Raw genomic sequence first — 22,042 nt, forward strand, 5'->3', positions numbered from 1 at the left:
CCATCTGAAAAGCCATAGAACTTTACAGATGGTAAGCATTTGCCGGCTCCTGATTGCTGCTTGATACAGATATTTTGTTCAACACTGTTTGAGCCGCTTTGATACAAAAGAAAACAGGATTCTCCATCTGTAATTTTATTTTAATTATGAATGATTCTGTCGAAACTGTAAAGCGATTATACTGTTCATGCTCATTTTGGTTATGTAATGCATAACATTCTTTTCTTTCTGTTCCGGGAATAGGGAAACCGTTTCCGGAATACAATCAAGGGGGTGATGTTATGCTGTGTAAGGTTCGGAATTTCTTGTTGAAGGATGCCCTTCTGCTTGTGATCGGCGGGGACATTTATCTCATAATGGAAATCTGTTACCGGGGATACTCCCATTGGAGCATGTTTGTTTTAGGCGGCGTCTGCTTTTTAGGATTGGGATATATCAACCGTTTCCTGTCCTGGGAAACGCCGCTGGTTTTACAGATGCTGATCGGAATGCTTTTGATAACGGCATTGGAATTTATCACCGGCATGATTGTCAATGTCCATTTTGGCTGGGAGGTTTGGGATTACTCGCAAAAGCCGTTCAATCTGTTCGGGCAGATTTGCCTGTCTTCCAGTATAGGATGGTATTTTCTTTCTGCGGTGGGAATTGTTCTGGACGATTATCTGCGCTGCTGGATTTTTGAAGAGGAGCAGCCGCGTTATTATCTCTTCCGCAAAAAATTGAAAACAAAAAACGGTTCCTGCGGCGGAATTTGATCAGCCCGTCATCGGTCAACTCTTTACTAAATGGAAAACGACATTTTCTGTTAAAAACTTCGTTTTTGATATTGACACATGGGCGCTGATATGATAATATAGTTGAGTCGTCACGCGAGAGTGGCGGAATTGGCAGACGCGCATGGTTCAGGTCCATGTGAAAGCAATTTCATGGGGGTTCAAGTCCCCCCCCTCGCACCAAGAAGACATACTTTTTCCGTTTAGGGGAATGTATGTCTTCTTTTTTATAAAGCATGTGATATTATGGATGCAGTGGTATTTTTGTATTCGCCGATAAATGCTGAAACACAAATAGGGGAAGAGGTAGTCTTTATGTTTGAAATCATTGCATTTGTGGCAACCATCATTTTGGGTGTGTTTGCTGAGTCTATTGGTACAGGATCTCATATATCTGGAGCCGGCAGCATCGCTGCAATTGCCACCATGGGTGCGTTTATTCTATGGTCTGTTAGACACAAAAAGTAAAAAATAATTTTAGCCTATGAGATTTGGAGCATAACTGAAAGATTGCAGGCTTCATTTTTCCGGCTTAGTTCAAAAATTTTTTCTACCTTTTTTACAAAAACAGCAGTTTAACCGGTAAGGTTTGACTGCTGTTTTTTGCTATGGGCAGACGGGGGAAACATCGCTCTCGCGCCGGACCGGGTCCGGAACAATCGGAAAGAGACATACTAATCTGGTTTACTTTATTGATAATCCAAGTCTTTCCACCCTTTTTAGTGCATCCGTCTGCAGAATATCTCCTTTTTCCACGACGGACGGAATCAATATACGAGCAAGGTCAGTCCATTTCAGATAGGCTGCGATCAGCTCATAGGTTCTGACCAAACCGTCAAAATCAGCCATTTCTTCAGTTTCGGCACAGGCAAGTAAAATACTTTCTTTGATATTGCTCTGTCTGCCGCCGATCAGCAGCGCATACATTTTATCTAAAGCTGCTTTAAGCTGTGCCGGAAAGGTAAACCAATACATGGGTGTTGCGAGAACGAGGATATTACTTTCTTCCAAGAATGGAGCCAATGTATTGAAATCGTCTTCAAATACGCAGGCTTCCGCTTTGGAGTAACATCTGTTACAGGCTTTACAGCCATTGATTTTGTTTAGGCCTGCTTCATATTTTGTTACAGTATTTCCGACGGTCTGCGCTCCTTTCATAAACGCATCCGCCATTAAATCGCTGTTGCCTCCTTTTCTGGGGCTGCCCGTAAGTACCAGGATTTTTTTGCCCATTTTCAATTCATCCCTTCGTATATTTTTTGCTTTATTCACCAGTATTTACAATCCTCATCTGTGATGAATCTCAGCACTTTGAGAGGACTGACTGGAATTGCGCTGTTTGGAATGTCGTAGCTGAAAGGCCGATTGTATGACCTTTCTCAAACGTAATAAATTCGGCTGGAAGTTTTTTTCTGTCATTTGGCCTTCTTTTCTGATTGACACTAAGATAAGGATAGTGTATATATATTATAAGTCAAGTATGCACATTTGAGATATATACTATACTGAAGGAGAGTGTGAGATGGCGATTGAAGATTGCAGCCCAACAGGGGCAGTTATTGAAAATACTGGTTTTGGCTATACTTTGTCGATCATAGGCGGCAAATATAAAATGATTATCATGTATTGGCTTTCAGAGTATAAGCAGATTATGAGGTTTAATGAATTGAAGCGCTGTATTGGTACGATCACCTATAAAACGCTCAGCAGTACATTGAAAGACATGGAAGCCGACCAGTTGATTATCCGCACAGAGTACCCACAAATACCGCCAAAGGTGGAATACACTCTTTCAAAACGAGGAAAGTCTTTGATTCCCGTCTTAGATATGATGTGTGAGTGGGGCGAAAGAAATCGATTGCCATATTCGAAAAAATGCAGATAGAATTGTCAGCACAATGTTAAGAGAGATGGTTAAGACTGTTTTTCCGAGATTCTGCAGGAACGTTGGCACATAAAACCCGGAAGTGGTGAAAAAGCAAATTAGAAGGAGTGCAAGTATGAATCAGTATGTTATTGTATCAGATGCCACCTGCGACCTTCCGGCTGCTTTGACGGAGCAGCTTGAAATCGTTGTTATCCCGATGGAATTTACGATGAGCGGAAAAGTGTATCGGCATTTCCCCGACGCACGGGAAATGAGCTTTCACACCTTTTATGAGAGAACGAAAAACGGGGAGATGTCCGTCACTTCCCAAATCAACAGCATTACCTATGAAAAATACTTCTGCCCGATTCTCGAACAGGGGAAGGACATTTTGTATATCGCGTTTTCGTCTAATTTAAGCGGTACCTATCAGGCGTCCCGGATTTCGGCGGACGATCTGATGGAGCGGTACCCGGGCAGAAAAATTATCTGCATCGATTCCAAAGCCGCCTCGGTGGGAGAGGGAATGCTTGTTTATTACGCTGCCCGGAAAAAGCGGGAGGGCCTTGGCTTGGAGGAACTGGCGCAATGGGCAGAAATAAACCGTGATCATATGTGTCACTGGTTTACGGTCGACGACCTGAACCATCTGAAACGCGGAGGAAGGGTTTCTGCGGTATCCGCCGTAGTAGGAACGGCGCTGGGAATCAAGCCCGTGCTTCATGTGGACAAGGAAGGGAAATTGCTTCCTGTTGCCAATGTGAGAGGGCGTAAGAAGTCTTTGGAAGCGTTGGTTGACCATATGATCAAAACCTGTGTCCATCCGGAGGACCAGACCGTTTTTATCGGCCATGGAGATGATATGGAAGCGGCTGAATTTCTGAAATCCCTTGTTCAGGAAAAATTCTCCGTAAAGGAGATCATCATCAGCGATATGGGTCCCGTGATTGGAACCCACACCGGTTGCGGTATTGCCGCTCTGTTCTTTATCGGAACGGAAAAATAAGTTTTCTTACTGCAAAAGGGGCTCCCGGCTGTTTTCAGCCGGGAGCCCCTTTATAGGCATGCGATCAATAATTGATTAATGGAAGATGGATAAAGTCAGGAACAGAGTGGACATCAGGGAAGCAACGAGGGAAACCACGGTAATCTGCGTGTTGATCGAGGGGCCCGCGGTGTCCTTGAAAGGATCGCCAACCGTATCGCCGACTACCGCCGCCTTATGTGCGTCAGAACCCTTGCCGCCGTTGTTGCCGGACTCTATGAATTTTTTGGAATTATCCCAAAGTCCGCCGGCGTTGCTCATGAACAGCGCCAGAAGCAGACCGCTGATAATATTGCCGCCGAGGTATCCGCCGATGGCCTGGACGCCGCCGATAAACCCGACCAGCACGGTGATGATGATCGTGACAAGTCCGGCCGGAATCAATTCCTTCAAAGCGCCGAAGGTGGCAATTTCGATACATTTGTCGTATTCAGGAACAACGCCTTCTTTGCCTTCCTTCAGGCCGAGGATTTCCCGGAACTGACGGTGGATTTCGGAAACCATTCTCTGGGCGTTGCGGTCCACGCCGAGCATCAGCATTGCGGAGAATACCGCAGGCACGGCGGCGCCGATGAGCAGTCCAAAGAAAACGATGGGGTTCATGATGTCGAAGCCGGTTATTCCCTCTATTCCAAGTACCGCCGCGGAATCATTTACCTGGCTGATAAATGCGCCGAGCAGGGAAATAACGGTTAAGCCTGCGGCACCGATTGCAAATCCCTTTGTGACCGCTTTAACGGTATTTCCTGCGCTGTCAAGCGAATCCGTAATTTCCAGAACGTCATCGCCAAGGTTACCCATTTCCGCAAGTCCGCGCGCGTTATCGACAATGGGCCCGTAAGCGTCGTTGGAGATAATCATGCCGACTATGGAAAGCATACCGACGGCCGCCATCGCAATGCCGTACATGGCATATCCGGGGCCGATCGGGTCACAGAGCTTGTAAGCAGCCAGAGCGGAAATTGCAATGCCGATCATGGCGGGCAGAGTGCTGAGGAATCCGTAAGAAATACCGGACAGGATGGTAAACGCCGGGCCGGTTTCGGATGCTTTGGCTACATTATGTACGGGTTTCTTTGTGTCGTCTGTAAAATAGTCGCTTGCGATCCCGATGACGACGCCGACCAGAAGGCCGACTGCGCTCGCACCCCAAATGCGCCATTGGAAGTTGAATATCCAAGTGGCAAGCGCCGTCAAAACACCAAACAGCGCTGTCGTTACATAGGTGCTGCTGTTCAGCGCCTTTGTCGGGTTGCCGTGTTTGCCCATTCTGGCGGTCGCAACGCCGATGATCGACGCCAGCAGACCGAGGGCCGCGTAGCAGAATACCGTGCTTGTGTTTATGGTTCCGCCGGCCGCTTTATCCAGAGAGGCCGCAAGGACAAGCGCAGCCGCCATGGAAGCAACGTTGGAATCAAACAGGTCGGCGCCCATACCGGCGACGTCGCCCACATTGTCGCCTACGTTGTCCGCAATAACTGCGGGGTTTCTGGGATCGTCTTCCGGAATGCCGAGCTCAACCTTGCCGACCAGGTCGGCGCTGATATCGGCCGTTTTTGTAAAAATACCGCCTCCGGCTTTCGCAAACAGGGCAAGAGAGCTTGCGCCGAAGCTGAAGCCAAGCAGGGCGGTCGTGTTGTTTGTAATCAGCATCACCAGCGTGACGCCGAGCAGGGTGCTTCCCACAACGGCCATGCCCATGACCGCGCCGCCGCGGAACCCTGACATGAAGGACGGCTTAATGCCGTTTTGCGCCGCTTCCGCTGTTTTCACATTTGCAATCGTGGCGATTCTGATACCGATGACGCCTGCGATTGCGGAAAAAACAGTGCCGAACACATACGCCAGAGCCATTATTAGATTGTCAAGAGGATTCCCCTTCCAAATTGGTGCTGGCAAAAATATAAGGATAAGGATTGCCGCAATGCCGGCGAATTTCGCAAGAACCGTATACTCTTTGGTTAGAAATGTATTTGCTCCATTTCTAATCAGGGTGCCGACTTCCGCAATACGTTTGTTGGAAGACGGGCGTTTCTTGACCCATTGATACAGCCAGCCTGCGAAGAGAAAGGAGAGAGCTGAGACCACGATGGAAATCAATAGGAAAAATGTGACGGTGAATTGCATTGTACCAACTCCTTGTTAATAAAATGTTCATTTATTTCGCATTATATCACGATGAATCACGTAAATACAGATTAAAATAGACGATTTTTTCGTCTTAATATTGTGCATTCTGATATTTTTCATAATAAAGCCTTTTAAAGTGACAAATTGGGTATCGTAATTTTTGTCGTTTTTTATTGCAATTTTATTACAGTTCAAGTATTATATTGTGGTATGTGTTAGGCGCGGGGCTTGCCCGACGTGCTGAATGAGCAAATATTCAGATATTAAGAGGATATGTAAAATGGCTTCATCTTCTTCCCAAAGGCGTTCCGTCGGGCTTATGGCCGTCTGTGCCTGTCTGTGGAGCATTGCCGGTATTTTTATCAAATTGGTTCCGTGGAACGCAATGGTGATCGCGGGATTTCGCAGCCTGATCGCGGCAGCCGTGGTATTGATATTTATGCGTATGACCGGGCGCCGGGTTAAGCTGAATTTGTCCTCCCTTCAGAGCGGCGTCTGTATTGCGGCAACGTTTTTTGCCTTCGTTTCCGCCAATAAGATGACCACGGCCGCCAACGCCATTGTGCTGCAATTTACCTCGCCCGTCTTCATTTTGATTATTTCCGCGCTGGTTTTCCATCAGCATTTCCACAGGGCGGATCTTATTACCGTAGTGATAACGCTGTTCGGGATTTCTCTGTTTTTCTTTGATAAGCTTGGCGCGGGTAAGCTGATTGGCAATTGCCTTGCAATTCTCGCCGGACTGTTTATGGCGGGAATGTATGTGATTACCGGGCGTACGGATGATGATTCGCGTATGAGCGGTATCCTTTTCGGCCATCTGCTTACTGCGGTGATCGGAGTTCCGATGATTTTTATCTTTCCGGCTCCTGTCTCATCGACTGCGGTAATCAGCGTTCTGGCGCTGGGAGTCATACAGCTTGGCATCCCTTATATCCTGTATGGGCTTGCGGTAAAGGACTGTCCGCCGCTTGCATGCTCGCTGGTCGGCGCGATTGAACCGCTGCTGAATCCCTTTTGGGTCTTTATTTTTAACGGAGAGCAGCCCGGAAAATTCGCCCTTCTGGGCGGAGCCATTGTGATTGCCGCCGTAACCGGATGGTGTGTCTGGAGAGACCGTTTTGTTTCAGTCAATTCTCAGAATTCTCTGGACGATTAGGATTTGTTTTGAACTTTGAAATTCATTTTGTCAGGGCCTCAGCATAAGCTGTTGGCCCTTTTTCGATTCTGTGCTATAATAACCGCAAAGGGTCATGATACGCCGGTTTTATGTCCTGCCGGTCCGCCGGCTGCGCGGAAACCGGCGGGGATGGATGACTGTGAAGTTTTTAGGAAAGCTGGAAATGGAATGAATCAGGGAACGGAAAAATTATATTATAAAAATATGTATTTCAGAACCTTCCGTGCAAAGGTTCTCCGCTGTGAAAAGCAGGGAGAGCATTACGGCGTTGTGCTGGACAGAACGCTGTTTTATCCGGAGGGCGGGGGACAGCCCGCGGATATCGGGGTACTGGACACGGTCAATGTTCTGGATGTGCACGAGCAGGATGGCTGGATCGTTCATACGACGGACAGGCCGCTTCCCATGGGCTCTGCAGTAACAGGCGGAATCAACTGGCCGCACCGTTTTACGCTGATGCAGCAGCATTCGGGGGAACACATCGTTTCGGGAATTGTAAACCGCCTTTTCGGTCTCGACAACGTCGGTTTTCACATGGGGTCCAAAGTGGTAACCGTCGATTTTAACGGAGAGCTCAGCCAGGATGATCTTTCGCTGGTTGAAGCCCTGGCGAACGAAGCGATTTACCGGAACATTTCCATTGAAACATCTTATCCCGACGCGCAGGCGCTTTCGGCGCTTTCCTACCGGAGCAAAAAAGAACTGACCGGGGAAGTGCGCATCGTTACAATCCCCGGATACGACGTCTGTGCCTGCTGCGGTACACATGTCTCAAAGACCGGGGAGATCGGGATCATTAAGCTGATATCCGCCCAGCGTTATAAAGGAGGCACGCGTATCGGCCTCTTATGCGGTAAAAAAGCGGTGGATGATTACAATGAAAAAACAGACAGCGTCGGTGCCGTTTCGGTGCTTCTGTCCGCGAAGCCGGATAAAATAAAAGAAGCGGTGGAGCATCTGCTGGAAGAAACCAACGCTTTGAAGCAGCAGTTGACTTCCCTGAAAAATCAGATTTTTGCTTCCAGATGCGATCAGGTGTCGGAAGGGACGGAAAATATCTGTTTGTTTGAGCCGGATCTTGCACCCGCGGATCTTCGTACCTTTTGCCTGCTGCTGTGCGGCCGCTGTTCCGGCGTTGCCGCCGTCCTTTCGGGGGATGACGCTGCCGGATATCAGTATGCAGTGGGCAGCGAAAAGAAAGATGTCCGTGCGTTTGGAAAGGAACTGAATCAGGCTTTCAACGGAAGGGGCGGAGGCTCCAAAGAGCTTGTACAGGGCACCGTTCGGGGATTACAGCAGGAAATCAAATGTTTTATAGAAAACCATCATTGATGGCGGAGGAGTAAAAATGTACAGTTTTCATAATGACTACAGTGAAGGAGCCCACCCGAGAATTTTGGAGGCGCTCGCGAAAGCAAGCCGGGAGCAGAACGCCGTATACGGAAATGACCGCCACAGCCTGCACGCGGCTGAACTGATCCGGCAGCGCATTGGACGCGGCGATGTTGCGGTGCATTTTCTGGAAGGCGGGACCCAGACGAATCTGACGGCGATTTCAGCGTTTTTACGTCCTTATCAGGCCGCCGTGGCCGCCGAAACAGGGCATATCAATGTGCATGAAACCGGGGCCATAGAGGCTACGGGACATAAAGTATTGACGGTACATACAGAGGATGGAACGCTCACTCCTGAAATGGTTCAGGAGGTACTGGACGGACATACGGATGAGCATATGGTCCGCCCGAAGCTAATCTATATATCCGATTCAACCGAAATCGGAACGATTTACACCAAGGCTTCCCTTTCCGCGTTAAGCGAATTCTGCAGGGCCAATCAGCTTTATTTGTATCTGGACGGCGCACGGCTGGCCTCGGCGCTCACCTGCAGCGAAAATGACCTGACCCTGCGGGATCTGGCCGACCTTACGGACGCGTTTTATATCGGGGGCACCAAAAACGGCGTTTTACTGGGAGAAGCGCTTGTGATCTGCAACCCGGATCTGAAAGAAGATTTCCGCTATATGCAGAAGCAGAGGGGAGCCATTGCCGCCAAAGGGATGGTCCTGGGCGTCCAGTTTGAAGAACTGTTCCGGGATAATTTATACTTTGATCTGGCAAAGCACGCAAACGAAATGGCGGCCTTCCTTCGGGAAGAGATTGCCCGAGCGGGATTTCCATTTTTGTCTCCGTCTCCGACCAATCAGATTTTCCCGATTCTTCCGGATTCTTTGATCGAAAAGCTCAGGGAAAAGTACGGCTTTGAATTTTGGGCAAAGATCGATGCATCCGTTTCAGCGATTCGTCTGGTTACTTCCTGGGCTACGCCAAAGTCGGAAGTGGAGGCTTTTACGAAAGATTTTCTTGGTTTTGCTCGGTGAATCAAAGCTTTTTTATGCTGATAAGGAGCAAAGATTGGATGTGGATTTTTGTAAATATGCAGCGATCTTGACATCATCCTTCATAATTTTAAAAGAATTCCGGCTCACAGAGCCGGTTTTTTTTGCTTTCTTATAGAATTTTACTGGTTTTTTACATGCGCCGCTTTTATTTATGTGACAATTTTTGATAATTTTGTAACACTTTTTGAGATATTCATTTTAATTGTATTGCAAATCGAAGGATATTGTGATATATTTAACACATACCCGCGTTCAGTAAAATATTGCAAATTGAAGAACATGATGCTTCGCAATTGGACGAATTGCAAAAACATGAATGGAGGAAAATTTTTATGTCAAGAAAAGTTGTTTTAGCAGGCGCGTGCCGTACGGCCATCGGCAAGATGGGCGGCGCACTTTCCAACGTCCCGACCCCAACCCTCGGTACCATCGTCATTAAGGAAGCTTTGAAGCGTGCAAACGTAGCACCGGAGCAGGTTGACGAAGTCATTATGGGCTGTGTGTATCAGGCCGGTCTTGGCCAGAACGTCGCCCGTCAGTCCGCTGTTTACGCAGGCATTCCGGTAACCGTTCCGGCGTTCACCCTCAACAATCTCTGTGGTTCCGCTCTGAAAACCGTCAACGTTGCCGCCGCGCTGATTGAATCCGGCGAAGCTGACATCATCGTAGCCGGCGGTATGGAAAGCATGTCCGGCGCTCCGTATCTCCTGAAAAATGCCCGTTTCGGCTATCGCATGAACAACGGCGAGCTGCTCGATTCCATGATCCACGATGGTCTGGAAGATACCTTCAACCACTACCACATGGGCATCACCGCTGAAAATGTTGCGGAGCAGTACGGAATCACCCGTGAAATGCAGGACGAGTTTTCCGCATTCAGCCAGCAGAAGTGCGAAAAGGCACAGGCGGAAGGCAAATTTGACGAAGAAATCGTTCCCGTTCCGATTAAAGTAAAAAAAGAAACCGTTCTGTTTACGAAGGACGAAGGCCCCCGTGCAGGCGTTACAGCGGAAGGTATTTCCAAGCTGAAACCGGCATTTAAGAAAGACGGCACCGTTACCGCCGCAAACGCTTCCGGCATCAACGACGGCGCTGCCGCCATCGTTCTGATGAGCGAAGAAAAAGCAAAAGAACTCGGCGTAAAACCGATGGCAACCTGGATTGCCGGTGCTTCCGCCGGTGTTGATCCTTCCGTCATGGGTCTCGGCCCGATCTACAGCACCCGCAAGGTCATGGAGAAGACAGGCATGACAGTGGACGATATGGACCTGATTGAAGCAAACGAAGCTTTCGCCGCCCAGACTCTTGCCGTTGCGCACGATCTGAAATTCGACCAGTCCAAGGTCAACGTAAACGGCGGCGCTATCGCGCTGGGCCACCCGGTCGGATGTTCCGGATGCAGAATCCTTGTTACCCTTCTGTATGAAATGCAGCGCAGAAAATCCAAGTACGGCCTTGCCACACTCTGCGTAGGCGGCGGCATGGGCGTTTCCACAATCGTAAAAATGGGCGATGACGAATAATTGATAAACTGCAGAAAGAAGGTTATTGAATTATGAGTTACGTAAAATACGAGCAAAAGGATTTTATCGGGATTATTACCATTGACCGTGAAAAGGCGCTGAATGCCCTGAACAGCGAGGTCCTGACCGATCTCGAGGCTGTGCTGGACGGTGTTTCCATTGATACTACCAGATGCCTGATCATTACCGGCGCCGGACAGAAGTCCTTTGTCGCCGGCGCGGATATCGCCGAAATGAGCAGCAAAACACGGGCGGAGGGGGAGGCCTTCAGCGCAAAGGGCAACGCTGTTTTCAGAAAAATCGAAACCTTCCCGATCCCGGTGATCGCCGCGGTAAACGGGTTTGCTCTTGGCGGCGGCTGCGAGCTTTCTTTAAGCTGCGACATCCGTATCGCCGCTGAAAACGCGGTGTTTGCACAGCCCGAAGCGGGCCTCGGCATTACCGCCGGATTTGGCGGGACCCAGAGGCTTGCCCGTACCATCGGCATCGGCAAAGCCAAGGAAATGCTCTACACCTGCGGTAAGGTCAAGGCGGAGGAAGCGCTGAGGCTGGGCCTTGTCAATGCGGTTTATCCGGCGGATCAGCTGATGGAGGAATGCCTGAAGCTTGCCGGCAGAATCGCGGGCAACGCTCCGATCGCTGTCCGTGCCACTAAAAAAGCGGTCAATGACGGCATCCAGGTCGACATCGATTCCGGAATTGCCATCGAGGCCGCTCAGTTCGGCACCTGCTTTGAAACAGAAGACCAGAAAAACGCCATGAAGGCTTTCTGTGAGAAGCGTAAACCGGATCCGTTCGTAAATAGATAATTTTTTAATAAATTATATTGAATCAGGAGGAATTAAAATGAAAGTTGGTATTATTGGCGCGGGCACCATGGGTTCCGGAATTGCTCAGGCGTTTGCTCAGACCGACGGATATACGGTTAAGCTTTGCGATATTAACGAAGAGTTTGCCGCCGGCGGAAAAAAGAAAATCGCCAAAGGCTTTGAGAAGCTTGTTGCCAAAGGAAAGATGGATCAGGCAAAAGCGGACGAAGTCCTCGCAAAAATCACAACCGGGACAAGAGAAATTGTCGCCGACTGTGACTTGGTTGTTGAAGCCGCTCTTGAAAGAATGGATCTGAAGAAGGAACTGTTCAAGGCGCTGCAGGGCATCTGCAAGCCCGATGCGATTTTTGCCACCAATACGTCTTCTCTCTCCATTACCGAAATTTCCAACGGGCTTGACAGAGCGGTCGTGGGCATGCATTTCTTTAACCCCGCTCCGGTTATGAAGCTGGTCGAAGTAATCGCCGGCATCACGACTCCGGACGAGACGGTCGAAAAAATCAAGGCTATCTCCGTTGAAATCGGTAAAACTCCTGTACAGGTCAAGGAAGCTGCCGGTTTCGTTGTCAACAGAATCCTTGTTCCTATGATCAATGAAGCGGTTGGAATCTATGCTGACGGCACCGCTTCCGCTGAAGATATCGATACGGCAATGAAGCTGGGCGCCAATCATCCGATGGGCCCCCTGGCTCTGGGCGATCTGATCGGTCTGGATGTCGTTCTTGCTGTTATGGAAGTGCTTCAGTCCGAAACGGGCGACAGCAAATACCGTCCTCACCCCTTACTCAGAAAAATGGTCCGCGGCGGATTGCTGGGCAGAAAAACCGGTAAGGGTTTTTACGATTATACAAAATAAAGATTGCTGATTGCTGCAAATTATAGATTTTGGAGGAACGAGTATGGATTTCGTACTTAGCAAGGAGCATGAGATGCTCCGTACGCTGTACAAAGAATTTGCTGAAAATGAAATAAAGCCTCTTGCCCAGGAACTGGATGAAGAAGAGCGCTTTCCTGTAGAAACAGTAGAAAAACTGCACAAATATGGTTTTTTGGGAATTCCATTCCCGAAGGAATACGGCGGCCAGGGCTGCGATACGCTTGCTTATATCATGTTCGTTGAAGAGATTGCGAAGGTTTGCGGCACGACCAGCGTGGTTGTGTCCGGACATACTTCCCTGGGCGCTTCCCCGATTTTAAAATTCGGTACTCCCGAGCAGATTGAAAAGTATTTTGTTCCGCTCGCAAAGGGTGACAAATTAGGCGCTTTCGCTCTGACAGAGCCGAACGCGGGTACTGATGCATCCATGCAACAGACGAAAGCTGTCCTGGAGGGTGACCACTATGTGCTGAACGGCAGCAAAATCTTTATCACAAATGCCGGATATGCCGATACTTATATCATCATTGCCATGACCGATAAGAGCAAGGGAACAAAGGGCATCTCCGCGTTCATCGTTGAGAAGGATTTCCCGGGCTTCAGCGTAGGCAAGAAGGAAAAGAAAATGGGTATCCGCGGTTCTTCTACCTGTGAGCTCATTTTTGAAAACTGCATTGTTCCGAAGGAAAACCTGCTCGGTAAAGAGGGCAAGGGCTTTGGAATCGCTATGAACACACTCGACGGCGGCCGTATCGGCATCGCTGCCCAAGCTCTGGGTCTTGCGGAAGGCGCTTATGAGGAAACCGTCAAGTATGTAAAGGAAAGAAAGCAGTTCGGCAAACCGATTGCAAAATTCCAGAACACACAGTTCCAGATCGCGGATATGGCAACAAAGATCAAAGCGGCCCAGTTGCTTGTTTATCGCGCCGCTATGGCAAAGGATACCCAGAAGGTTTATTCAGAAGAAGCTGCAATGGCAAAGCTGTTTGCGGCTGAAGTTGCAATGGAAGTTACCACAAAAGCAGTTCAGCTTCATGGCGGTTATGGTTACACGAGAGAATATCCAGTTGAGCGCATGATGCGTGATGCCAAAATCACCGAGATTTACGAAGGTACCAGCGAAGTTCAGCGCATGGTTATTTCCTCGAACGAACTTAAATAACGATAAAAGCCCAAAAGGAGTGACAATCTTTGAATATTGTTGTTTGCATAAAACAAGTTCCAAACACCAACGAAGTGAAGCTGGACCCGGTAACCGGAACACTGATCAGAGAAGGCGTGCCCAGCATCATCAATCCCGATGATAAGGCCGGCCTGGAAGCCGCCCTTCGCCTGAAAGACGAGCAGGGCGCGCATGTTACCGTTTTGTCCATGGGCCCGCCGCAGGCCGATGCCGCTCTGCGCGAAGCGCTTGCGATGGGCGCGGACGAAGCGATTCTGGTAACAGACAGGGCTTTCGGCGGCGCCGACACTCTGGCAACTTCCACTACGATCGCCGCAGCGGTCAAAACACTTCCATACGACCTGATTATCACAGGCCGCCAGGCCATCGACGGCGATACCGCGCAGGTTGGCCCCCAGATTGCCGAGCACCTCGGCATTCCGAATGTCAGCTATGCGGAGGAGATCAAAGTCGAAGGCGATTCCATCACCGTAAAACGCCAGTATGAAGACAGATACCACATCCTCAAGGTGAAAATGCCCTGCCTGATTACTGCTTTAAGCGAATTGAACCAGCCGCGCTACATGACCCCGGGCGGAATTTTTGACGCATACAGAAGCAAGGAAGTCAAAACCATTACCCGTGCGGATATTGAAGTGGATGACGCTCAGATCGGATTAAAAGGCTCACCAACCAGAGTTGCACAGACATTTACAAAGAGCTTGAAGGCGGCGGGTCAGCTTGTAAACCTTGACCCACAGGAGTCGGCTGAGTATATGCTCGAGAAACTCAGAGAAAAATTCATTATATAGTTGAAAGTGGTGAGCAGTATGGATATTCAAGAATATAAAGGCATATTTATTTTCGTACAGCAGGTCGACAACAAAATAGCCGGCGTTTCTTTTGAGCTTCTTGGAAAAGCCAGGGAACTTGCGAAAGATATGGAAACAGAAGTGACCGCTGTTCTGCTTGGTTACAACGTATCCGGCCTTTGCAAAGAGCTGGCCAGACATGGCGCCGATAAGATTATCATGGTCGACAACAAGGCGCTCGAGGTTTATGCCACAGAGCCTTATGCACACAGCATGTATCATGTCATTGAAAAATACAAACCCGCAGTTGTCCTTTACGGCGCAACCGCAATCGGCCGCGACCTGGCTCCGCGCGTATCCGCCAGAGTAAAGACCGGCCTGACCGCCGACTGCACAAAGCTCGAAATCGCGGACGACGGCTCCAAAAACCTGAGAATGACCCGTCCCGCATTCGGCGGAAACATCATGGCGACGATCCTTTGCCCGGATCACCGTCCGCAGATGGCAACCGTGCGTCCCGGCGTTATGCAGAAGATCAAGCCGATCGAAGGCGCACAAGTTCCGGTCGAAAAGTATGATCTTGAAATCGGCGCGGATCATCAGAATGTAGAGATCGTTGATATCATCAAGAAGGTATCCAATAAAATGGATATCCAGGACGCAAAAATCCTCGTTTCCGGCGGCCGCGGCATGGGCTGTCCCGAGAATTTTACCCTGCTCAAGGATTTGGCCGACGCACTTGGCGGCACCGTCAGCTCCTCCAGAGCGTGTGTTGACGCCGGTTGGGTTGAAAAGGACATTCAGGTCGGTCAGACAGGGAAGACGGTCCGCCCGAACCTTTACATTGCCTGCGGTATTTCCGGCGCTATCCAGCATCTTGCCGGTATGGAAGAGTCCGACGTGATTATTGCAATCAACAAGGACGAAACCGCTCCGATCTTTGAAGTAGCCGACTACGGCATTGTCGGAGATGTCACCAAAATCCTGCCTCTGTTTACGGAAGAGGTCAAAAAGGCAATGGCTGCCCGCAACGCGTAATTTCAACGCGTGATTTCGCACTGCTAAAATCAGGACTCCGTGGATATCCACGGAGTCCTTTCTATGTAAGAATTGAGGGAGTTCCCCGGCTTTACCGGGGAACTCCCTCATCATTCTATTCAGGCGAATGGGAATCTGTTTTCCTTCAGGTTTATTCTTTCAGACCCATTTTTTCGTCTATAAAGATACGTGCGTCCATCTGTTTCAGGTCGGGGGATATGATCGGCTTCATCGGCATATGGGCAAGCACATCTTTTTCCAGGTCAATACCGGGGGCGGTTTCCGTCAGCATAACGCCGTCTTCTGTCAGCTTGAACACGGCGCGTTCCGTAATGTACATAACCGGAAGATGATTCTTGATGGCTGTTTTTACGCTGAATGTAATATGTTCGACGCTCTCACGGAACTTATTGGCGCTGCCTTCGTGCAAAATATGGAGTTTGCCGTCCTTTATTTCGGTTTTCAAACCGTTCGCCGTAAAGGTCCCACAGAAAAACACCTGTTTGGAGTTTTGGGAGATATCGATGAATCCGCCGCATCCGGGCAGCTTCGCGCCGAATTTGGATACGTTTACATTGCCTTCCTTATCGGATTCGGCAAAGCCCAGGAACGCCTGGTCGAGCCCGCCGCCCTGATAGAAATCGAACATGGAGGGCATGGAAATGATGGACTCGGGGTTCAGGCTGACGCCAAAGTCAATGCTGCTTTGCGGGTTGCCGCCAAAGATACCGGACTCTACGGTCAAAGAAAATTTATTTGTGATGCCTTCTTCCTGAGCGACGGAAGAGATGTATTCCGGGATGCCGATCCCAAGGTTGACAATGCTGCCGTCTTTCAGCTCCATCGCCGCGCGGCGGGCAATGATTTTCTTGTTGTTCAGAAGGGCCGGGGTGAATTCGGAAAGCCCCATTCTGTGTTCGCCGGAGAAGCCGGGATTATACTGCGTGCCATAGTTCTGCATATGATATTTGATATCGCTGACAACGACTACCGCGTCCACCAGAACGCCCGGAATTTCCACTTTCTGCGGGTCGAGAGATCCCGCCTCCAGGACTTTTTCGACCTGGACGATAACGGTGCCGCCGGAATTTTTGCACGCCTGCGCCACCGCGAGCGTTTCCGCACGGACGCCTTCGCGCTCTATGGAAATATTTCCGTTCTCGTCCGCATAGGTGCCGCCCAGAATGGCGAAATCAACAGGATGGGTCTTGTAGAAAAGATATTCTTTTCCGTCGATTTCCATTAAGCTGACCAAATCCTCCGCTTCCCGGGTAAGGGGATTCAGCTTCCCGCCCAGGCTGCGGGGGTCGACAAAGGTACCGAGGCCCACCTGAGAGATGGTCCCCGGCTTGTTTGCCGCTGTATCGCGGAACATGTGGGTGGTAACGCCCTGGGGGAAATCATACGCCAGTATTTTGTTCTCAATGACCAGTTTGCCGAGCCTGGGCGCCATCCCCCAGTGGCCGCCGATTCCCCGGCGCACCAGGCCCTCGTGGGCAAGATGATTCAGGCCCTTTGTTTTTCCGTCGCCCTGGGCGGCGCAAAACAGAAGGGTAAGGTTATTCGGTTTGCCGGTTTCCAGAAAACGGTTCTCAATTTCCATTGCGATTTCCTCGGCAACCGAGGCGCCCATAAATCCGTTTGTTGCGAAATTAATATTGTTTGGCACCAGATCGGCCGCTTGCCGCGCAGTCAATATCTTTACAGCCATTCTTTAATCCTCCGAAAAAAATACTTTGTTAATATTATATCATTTCCGTGTAAAATTACAAGTTCCTTTGTACCAAAATATGTCTTTTAGTGGCCAATATGGTAAAAAGATACGATCTTTTGACAGATTGGCAAAGAATGATACCAAATTCTACCATATTATGGTAGAATAATTTCAAAAACGGAAAGCAGGTGAAACGTTTGACAGACCATGGCAACGCGAAAATGAAACTTCTATTCTTATTAAAGCTGCTGAGAAAATATTCCGATGATGAGCATCCGGTTTCCGCGGTGGAGCTTTGCCGTCTGTTGGAGCAGGAGGGGATCGGGACAGAACGAAAGTCCGTCTACCGCGATCTTGATGTCCTGACGAAATTCGGGGTGGATATTGTCTATACCCGTTCCCCGCGGCAGGGCTTTTTTATAGCAAAACGCGATTTTGAGCTGGCTGAAGTTCGTCTGCTGATGGATGCCGTACTCACGGCGCCTTTTATCACCAATAAAAAAACAGCCGAATTGACGGACAAGCTTTGCGAGCTCCTCAGCTGTCATCAGGCTGAAACGGTTTTGAAGCAAATTTACGTGGATCAACGCGTCAAATTTGACAATGAAGAAATCTATTATAATATCGATACCATCAACCGGGCCATTGCCCAGCGTAAAAAATTATCGTTTTCCTATCACCATCGCGTGATCGCAGGCGGGAAAGCGCAGCTGGATGAAGGCCGGGAATTTATCATCAGCCCCTACGCGCTTCTGTGGGCGAACGATAAATATTACCTGGCGGGAAATTATGAAAAATACGATACGATCAGCAATTACCGGCTGGACCGGATGAAACGGATTGCCCTGACCGCTTTGGAGGCGCGTCCGTTCAGCGAGGTCTGTTCTTATCGGGATTATTTTGATACCGCGGACTATCTGCGCAGGACATTCAATATGTACAATGGGGAACAGGAGCGCATTATGCTGCGGTGCTCCAACAGCCTGCTCGAAACGATCATCGATAAATTCGGCGGGGACATCGAGTTTTCCTGTCACGACAGCAACGCTTTCACCGTGAGGGCCTCCGTGTATGTCAGCGACGGTCTGATCGAATGGCTGCTGCAGTACGGGGACCGGGTGATCGTTCTGTCGCCGCAGACGCTGAAAGACGAGATGCTGAAGCGGATCGAAGCGATGCACGCCGCGTATCAAATCACGTAAAAAACATGTGTTCCACGAAAATCTTGACGCCAATGCCCGTCAGGACGATCCCGCCGAACAGTTCCGCTTTTGAAGAAAGCAGTTTCCCAAAATTTTTCCCGATATAAACGCCGATCAGGCAAAGGAAGAAGGTAACGGTTCCGATGATTCCCACGGAAGAAACCATCAGGGCTGCCGTTTTGGCGCCCACTGCGGATGGAAGAAGAATTCCGGTGGCCAGAGCGTCAATGCTTGTCGCAACTGAAAGAGTAACAAGGGTCTTGAAACCGATGTCGTTTTGCCTCTGACCGGTGCTTTTTTCTTCCGGTTGTTTAGAGGATTCCATCATCATTCTGATTCCCAGGTAAGAAAGAAGTACCAAAGCGATCCAGTGATCCACCGCATTGATAAAACCTTCTCCCGCTTTGCCAATGAGCCAGCCGAGCATGGGCATAAGCGCCTGAAAAAGTCCGAAGCTGAATGCAAGCTTTAAAGAGAATCTCGGCGTAACTTTTCGGATCGTCGCCCCGTTGGTAATGCTGACTGCAAACGCGTCCATGGCAAGGCCCAAAGCAATGCCGACCAATGAAATATAATCCATGGTTTTTCCTCCGAATCAAAAAAGACATGAATATTATCATACCTTTTTATTAAAGCGATGTCAATCATAACGATGGACAAGTTTTTAATTTAATATGGTAATAAATTAATATGTTAAATCAATTGCGTTTCTTTTTTAATCATGATAAAATTTAGGTAGAATCGGATGCAAGTTTAATGAGAAGGATAATGTATTATGATTGCTGTGATCGATTACGGTGCCGGAAACCTGCAAAGCGTTGTAAAGGCATTTCATTTTATCGGCTGTGACATCCTCGTCACGGCGGACAAGGAGGAGCTGAAACACGCTTCCGCTGCGGTACTGCCCGGTGTGGGCGCGTTTGGCGACGCGATGAGCTGCCTGAAAAAAGCCGATTTCGTGACCCCGGTGCTTGATTTTATAGAGAGCGGCAAGCCCTTTCTGGGAATATGCCTCGGTCTGCAGCTCCTCTTTGAAGGAAGCGAGGAAACTCCGGGAATCAGCGGGCTTGGCGTATTAAAAGGAAAAATTCAAAAGATTCCCGCGGAGACGGGGCTGAAAATCCCGCATATCGGGTGGAATTCTCTTTCAGTAAAAGAAAACAGCGGTCTTTTTCAAAATATGGACCCCAATCCCTATGTCTATTTTGTCCATTCCTACTATCTGAAAGCGGAAGACCCGGGTGTCGTCTCTTCCACCACCGATTACGGGGTTGCCATCGACGCCTCCGTCCAACGCGGAAACCTGTTCGCGACCCAGTTCCATCCGGAAAAAAGCGGGAAAACAGGCTTGCAGATGCTGAAAAATTTCGTATCGTTTGTTTCTTGATTTTTTGCGCGGAGGTTATGATTATGTATGCAAAACGGATTATCCCCTGCCTGGATGTAAACGGCGGCAGGGTTGTAAAAGGAACTTCCTTTGTCAATCTGCGCGATGCGGGAGACCCGGTGCAGGCCGCCATTGAATATGACAAACAGGGTGCGGACGAGCTTGTGCTGCTGGATATTACCGCGTCGTCCGATAAACGCGGCATTATGCTGAACATCGTCAGCAAGGTGGCCGAACAGATTTTTATTCCGTTCACAGTCGGCGGCGGAATCAAAACGGTGGATGATTTTACAGCCCTGCTTCGGGCGGGTGCGGACAAGGTTTCCGTCAATTCCGCCGCGTTGAACCGCCCCGCCGTGATCAGCGAGGCCGCGGAAAAGTTCGGCAGCCAGTGCGTTGTGTGCGCGATTGACGCGAAACGCAGGAAAGAGGGCGGCTGGACGGTTTATCAAAACGGAGGCCGCATCGATACGGGAAAAGACGCCGTGGAATGGGCGGTGGAAGCGGCCCGGCTGGGAGCGGGGGAAATCCTTCTGACCAGCATGGACTGTGACGGCGTGAAGAACGGGTATGATCTGGAACTGACTGCGGCGGTTTCGCAAAGCGTCAATATTCCGGTGATTGCTTCCGGCGGGGCGGGAAAGCTTGAGCATTTTTACGATGCGTTTACCGCGGGAAAAGCGGACGCGGTTCTGGCGGCTTCGCTGTTCCATTTCGGGGAAATCACGATTCCGGAACTGAAAATATATCTCGCGCAAAGAGGAATCCCTGTCAGGCAGTAAAAATGAGGCCGAATTTGATTCGGCCTCATTTTTTATGGATAGAACCTCTTTTTTTGGCATAAGAATTACTAATAAATTGGAGGTGCTGGAGATGAAGTTAAAAAAATTGTCGGCATGCTTCCTCGTGGTTCTGATGCTTATTTCAGTTTTGCCGGTGAAAGCGGCTGCACTGTCCGACACGGAGGTGAAAGCCCCGTCAGCCGTACTGATGGAGTCGCAGACCGGAAAAATACTTTACGAGAAGAATTCACATGAAAAGCGCCCTTGCGCGTCCATTACGAAGGTCATGACGCTGCTTCTCATTATGGAAGCGCTTGACTCCGGTAAAATCAAGCTTACCGATATGGTTTCCACAAGCGAACACGCGGCGTCCATGGGCGGCTCCGACATTTGGCTGAAGCCGGGGGAGACGATGTCGGTGGACGACATGCTGAAAGCTACGGTAGTCGCCAGTGCGAATGATGCGGCCGTAGCGCTGGCGGAGTATGTTTCCGGCAGCGAGGATGAATTTTTGCAGCAGATGAATCAGAAAGCAAAGGACCTCGGCATGAAGGACACCGTTTTTAAGAACTGCAACGGCCTCGACGAAGACGGGCACGTCACCTCCGCGTACGATGTCGCGCTGATGTCCCGCGAGCTGATAAAACATACGAAAATATTCGATTATACAAAAATCTGGATGGAAAATATCCGTGACGGCAAGACTCAGCTGGTCAACACCAATAAGCTGCTGAAGACCTATAAGGGGATCACCGGGTTGAAAACCGGAACCACCGGAAAGGCAGGCAGCTGTATGACAGCCACCGCCGAACGCGACAATGTGAAGCTGATCTCGGTTGTGCTGGGCGCGGCGGACACAAAGACGCGGTTTTCTGCTGCGTCCGCTTTGCTGGACTACGGTTTTGCCAACTGGTCTGTGACCACTCCCGCCGTTCCGCAGGAGGCTGTTAAACCTGTCCCGGTGCTGAACGGGATGAGCGATACGGTGGAAACGACCGCCGAAACGGACGGCAGCATTCTGGTGCCGAAAGGAAAGGCCGGAGAAATCAAATACAGCGTTTCTTTTCAGCCGGAGATCACGGCCCCGGTGACAAAAGGCCAGGTCGTGGGAAAAATCACCTGCAAGCTTGGGGACGAGGTTGTAAAGGAATATAATATCTGTGCAAAAAATTCCGTTTCCCAAATAACGTTTGGCTCCGCTTTCCGGCTGTTAGCAAAATATCTGCTGAAAATGCTTTGAATAGAATTTATGAAATAATTATAAAATATAGTGCTCCTCCTTGCAAATGTAGTCAATATATTGTAATATAATCATATCGAAC

Annotated in this window: 21 protein-coding genes and 1 tRNA gene; 18 read left to right on the forward strand and 4 right to left on the reverse strand. The window is 49.4% G+C overall.

The annotated features are described in order from the left end of the window. Positions 1-281 precede the first annotated feature (281 nt). The 3 genes from VXK30_RS08515 to VXK30_RS08525 all read left to right on the forward strand — a co-directional run bounded on the left by VXK30_RS08515 (position 282) and on the right by VXK30_RS08525 (position 1,241). Positions 282-755, forward strand: coding sequence for a putative ABC transporter permease (locus VXK30_RS08515; RefSeq protein WP_275715684.1), 474 nt, complete (start codon positions 282-284; stop codon positions 753-755). 114 nt (positions 756-869) lie between these two features. Beyond that, positions 870-956 (forward strand) — tRNA-Leu (locus VXK30_RS08520). Positions 957-1,019: 63 nt separating this feature from the next. Next, complete coding sequence (locus VXK30_RS08525) at positions 1,020-1,241, forward strand: hypothetical protein (protein ID WP_275715686.1); 222 nt, start codon at positions 1,020-1,022, stop codon at positions 1,239-1,241. A 216-nt stretch (positions 1,242-1,457) separates the two neighbouring features. Here the strand turns inward: VXK30_RS08525 and VXK30_RS08530 are convergent, their stop codons facing one another. Further along, positions 1,458-2,006, reverse strand: a complete 549-nt coding sequence (locus tag VXK30_RS08530) for a flavodoxin family protein (protein ID WP_275715688.1) — start codon at positions 2,004-2,006, stop codon at positions 1,458-1,460. A gap of 289 nt (positions 2,007-2,295) precedes the next feature. Here VXK30_RS08530 and VXK30_RS08535 point away from each other — a divergent pair, with 289 nt between their 5' ends. Together VXK30_RS08535 and VXK30_RS08540 are read left to right on the forward strand one after the other, a co-directional pair. Next, the gene (locus VXK30_RS08535; RefSeq protein WP_275715690.1) at positions 2,296-2,658 is read left to right on the forward strand and encodes a winged helix-turn-helix transcriptional regulator; all 363 of its coding nucleotides are present in this window, start codon (positions 2,296-2,298) and stop codon (positions 2,656-2,658) included. A 115-nt stretch (positions 2,659-2,773) separates the two neighbouring features. Continuing rightward, a complete protein-coding gene (locus VXK30_RS08540) occupies positions 2,774-3,646 on the forward strand; it encodes a DegV family protein (protein ID WP_275715692.1) in 873 nt (290 codons plus the stop codon). A 75-nt stretch (positions 3,647-3,721) separates the two neighbouring features. Here VXK30_RS08540 and VXK30_RS08545 read toward each other — a convergent pair whose 3' ends face one another. Beyond that, entirely contained in the window at positions 3,722-5,812 is a 2,091-nt protein-coding gene (locus tag VXK30_RS08545; RefSeq protein ID WP_275715694.1) for a sodium-translocating pyrophosphatase, read from the reverse strand. Positions 5,813-6,095: 283 nt separating this feature from the next. On the opposite strand from VXK30_RS08545, the gene VXK30_RS08550 reads away from it, so the two are divergent. The 9 genes from VXK30_RS08550 (at position 6,096) to VXK30_RS08590 (ending at position 15,635) form a co-directional block, all read left to right on the forward strand. Beyond that, on the forward strand, positions 6,096-6,974 hold the full coding sequence (locus VXK30_RS08550; protein WP_275715696.1) for a DMT family transporter: 879 nt from the start codon (positions 6,096-6,098) through the stop codon (positions 6,972-6,974). Positions 6,975-7,163: 189 nt separating this feature from the next. Then, the gene (locus VXK30_RS08555) at positions 7,164-8,327 is read left to right on the forward strand and encodes an alanyl-tRNA editing protein (protein ID WP_275715698.1); all 1,164 of its coding nucleotides are present in this window, start codon (positions 7,164-7,166) and stop codon (positions 8,325-8,327) included. Positions 8,328-8,343: 16 nt separating this feature from the next. Continuing rightward, positions 8,344-9,372, forward strand: a complete 1,029-nt coding sequence (locus VXK30_RS08560; RefSeq protein WP_275715700.1) for a threonine aldolase family protein — start codon at positions 8,344-8,346, stop codon at positions 9,370-9,372. Between the two features lie 353 nt (positions 9,373-9,725). Next, complete coding sequence (locus VXK30_RS08565) at positions 9,726-10,916, forward strand: acetyl-CoA C-acetyltransferase (RefSeq protein ID WP_275715702.1); 1,191 nt, start codon at positions 9,726-9,728, stop codon at positions 10,914-10,916. Positions 10,917-10,948: 32 nt separating this feature from the next. After that, positions 10,949-11,725, forward strand: a complete 777-nt coding sequence (locus tag VXK30_RS08570) for an enoyl-CoA hydratase-related protein (protein WP_275715704.1) — start codon at positions 10,949-10,951, stop codon at positions 11,723-11,725. A 37-nt stretch (positions 11,726-11,762) separates the two neighbouring features. Then, positions 11,763-12,602, forward strand: coding sequence for a 3-hydroxyacyl-CoA dehydrogenase NAD-binding domain-containing protein (locus VXK30_RS08575; protein WP_275715706.1), 840 nt, complete (start codon positions 11,763-11,765; stop codon positions 12,600-12,602). Between the two features lie 43 nt (positions 12,603-12,645). Next, positions 12,646-13,785: an acyl-CoA dehydrogenase gene (locus tag VXK30_RS08580; protein ID WP_275715708.1), complete on the forward strand. Its 1,140-nt coding sequence runs from the start codon at positions 12,646-12,648 to the stop codon at positions 13,783-13,785. Between the two features lie 29 nt (positions 13,786-13,814). Continuing rightward, a complete protein-coding gene (locus VXK30_RS08585) occupies positions 13,815-14,597 on the forward strand; it encodes an electron transfer flavoprotein subunit beta/FixA family protein (RefSeq protein ID WP_275715710.1) in 783 nt (260 codons plus the stop codon). A gap of 18 nt (positions 14,598-14,615) precedes the next feature. Beyond that, positions 14,616-15,635, forward strand: a complete 1,020-nt coding sequence (locus VXK30_RS08590; RefSeq protein WP_275715712.1) for an electron transfer flavoprotein subunit alpha/FixB family protein — start codon at positions 14,616-14,618, stop codon at positions 15,633-15,635. Between the two features lie 151 nt (positions 15,636-15,786). On the opposite strand, the gene VXK30_RS08595 is transcribed toward VXK30_RS08590, so the two are convergent. After that, positions 15,787-17,346, reverse strand: coding sequence for an acyl CoA:acetate/3-ketoacid CoA transferase (locus VXK30_RS08595; RefSeq protein WP_275715714.1), 1,560 nt, complete (start codon positions 17,344-17,346; stop codon positions 15,787-15,789). A gap of 224 nt (positions 17,347-17,570) precedes the next feature. Here VXK30_RS08595 and VXK30_RS08600 point away from each other — a divergent pair, with 224 nt between their 5' ends. After that, positions 17,571-18,551 carry a helix-turn-helix transcriptional regulator gene (locus VXK30_RS08600; protein ID WP_275715716.1) on the forward strand — a complete coding sequence of 327 codons (981 nt, stop codon included), beginning with the start codon at positions 17,571-17,573 and terminating at the stop codon, positions 18,549-18,551. Here the strand turns inward: VXK30_RS08600 and VXK30_RS08605 are convergent. Then, positions 18,544-19,131, reverse strand: a complete 588-nt coding sequence (locus tag VXK30_RS08605; RefSeq protein WP_275715718.1) for a manganese efflux pump MntP — start codon at positions 19,129-19,131, stop codon at positions 18,544-18,546. The genes VXK30_RS08600 and VXK30_RS08605 overlap by 8 nt on opposite strands. A 195-nt stretch (positions 19,132-19,326) precedes the next feature. On the opposite strand from VXK30_RS08605, the gene hisH reads away from it, so the two are divergent. From hisH to VXK30_RS08620, 3 genes are all read left to right on the forward strand, one after another. Beyond that, the gene (gene hisH, locus VXK30_RS08610; protein ID WP_275715720.1) at positions 19,327-19,938 is read left to right on the forward strand and encodes an imidazole glycerol phosphate synthase subunit HisH; all 612 of its coding nucleotides are present in this window, start codon (positions 19,327-19,329) and stop codon (positions 19,936-19,938) included. A 23-nt stretch (positions 19,939-19,961) separates the two neighbouring features. Then, the gene (hisF, locus tag VXK30_RS08615) at positions 19,962-20,720 is read left to right on the forward strand and encodes an imidazole glycerol phosphate synthase subunit HisF (RefSeq protein WP_275715722.1); all 759 of its coding nucleotides are present in this window, start codon (positions 19,962-19,964) and stop codon (positions 20,718-20,720) included. Between the two features lie 91 nt (positions 20,721-20,811). Further along, entirely contained in the window at positions 20,812-21,960 is a 1,149-nt protein-coding gene (locus VXK30_RS08620) for a D-alanyl-D-alanine carboxypeptidase family protein (protein ID WP_275715724.1), read from the forward strand. Positions 21,961-22,042 lie beyond the last annotated feature (82 nt).

The sequence above is a fragment of the Caproiciproducens sp. CPB-2 genome (genome assembly GCF_036287215.1).
In the GTDB taxonomy this organism is placed as follows: domain Bacteria; phylum Bacillota; class Clostridia; order Oscillospirales; family Acutalibacteraceae; genus Caproiciproducens.

Coding starts and splice junctions, on each gene's coding strand:
- VXK30_RS08530 (WP_275715688.1), bottom strand. CDS start 2,006: ATGGGCAAAAAAATCCTGGTACTTACGGGCAGCCCCAGAAAAGGAGGC.
- VXK30_RS08605 (WP_275715718.1), bottom strand. CDS start 19,131: ATGGATTATATTTCATTGGTCGGCATTGCTTTGGGCCTTGCCATGGAC.
- VXK30_RS08535 (WP_275715690.1), top strand. CDS start 2,296: ATGGCGATTGAAGATTGCAGCCCAACAGGGGCAGTTATTGAAAATACT.
- hisH (WP_275715720.1), top strand. CDS start 19,327: ATGATTGCTGTGATCGATTACGGTGCCGGAAACCTGCAAAGCGTTGTA.
- VXK30_RS08540 (WP_275715692.1), top strand. CDS start 2,774: ATGAATCAGTATGTTATTGTATCAGATGCCACCTGCGACCTTCCGGCT.
- VXK30_RS08545 (WP_275715694.1), bottom strand. CDS start 5,812: ATGCAATTCACCGTCACATTTTTCCTATTGATTTCCATCGTGGTCTCA.
- VXK30_RS08560 (WP_275715700.1), top strand. CDS start 8,344: ATGTACAGTTTTCATAATGACTACAGTGAAGGAGCCCACCCGAGAATT.
- VXK30_RS08575 (WP_275715706.1), top strand. CDS start 11,763: ATGAAAGTTGGTATTATTGGCGCGGGCACCATGGGTTCCGGAATTGCT.
- VXK30_RS08580 (WP_275715708.1), top strand. CDS start 12,646: ATGGATTTCGTACTTAGCAAGGAGCATGAGATGCTCCGTACGCTGTAC.
- hisF (WP_275715722.1), top strand. CDS start 19,962: ATGTATGCAAAACGGATTATCCCCTGCCTGGATGTAAACGGCGGCAGG.
- VXK30_RS08600 (WP_275715716.1), top strand. CDS start 17,571: ATGAAACTTCTATTCTTATTAAAGCTGCTGAGAAAATATTCCGATGAT.
- VXK30_RS08555 (WP_275715698.1), top strand. CDS start 7,164: ATGAATCAGGGAACGGAAAAATTATATTATAAAAATATGTATTTCAGA.
- VXK30_RS08565 (WP_275715702.1), top strand. CDS start 9,726: ATGTCAAGAAAAGTTGTTTTAGCAGGCGCGTGCCGTACGGCCATCGGC.
- VXK30_RS08590 (WP_275715712.1), top strand. CDS start 14,616: ATGGATATTCAAGAATATAAAGGCATATTTATTTTCGTACAGCAGGTC.
- VXK30_RS08515 (WP_275715684.1), top strand. CDS start 282: ATGCTGTGTAAGGTTCGGAATTTCTTGTTGAAGGATGCCCTTCTGCTT.
- VXK30_RS08570 (WP_275715704.1), top strand. CDS start 10,949: ATGAGTTACGTAAAATACGAGCAAAAGGATTTTATCGGGATTATTACC.
- VXK30_RS08550 (WP_275715696.1), top strand. CDS start 6,096: ATGGCTTCATCTTCTTCCCAAAGGCGTTCCGTCGGGCTTATGGCCGTC.
- VXK30_RS08525 (WP_275715686.1), top strand. CDS start 1,020: ATGGATGCAGTGGTATTTTTGTATTCGCCGATAAATGCTGAAACACAA.
- VXK30_RS08620 (WP_275715724.1), top strand. CDS start 20,812: ATGAAGTTAAAAAAATTGTCGGCATGCTTCCTCGTGGTTCTGATGCTT.
- VXK30_RS08595 (WP_275715714.1), bottom strand. CDS start 17,346: ATGGCTGTAAAGATATTGACTGCGCGGCAAGCGGCCGATCTGGTGCCA.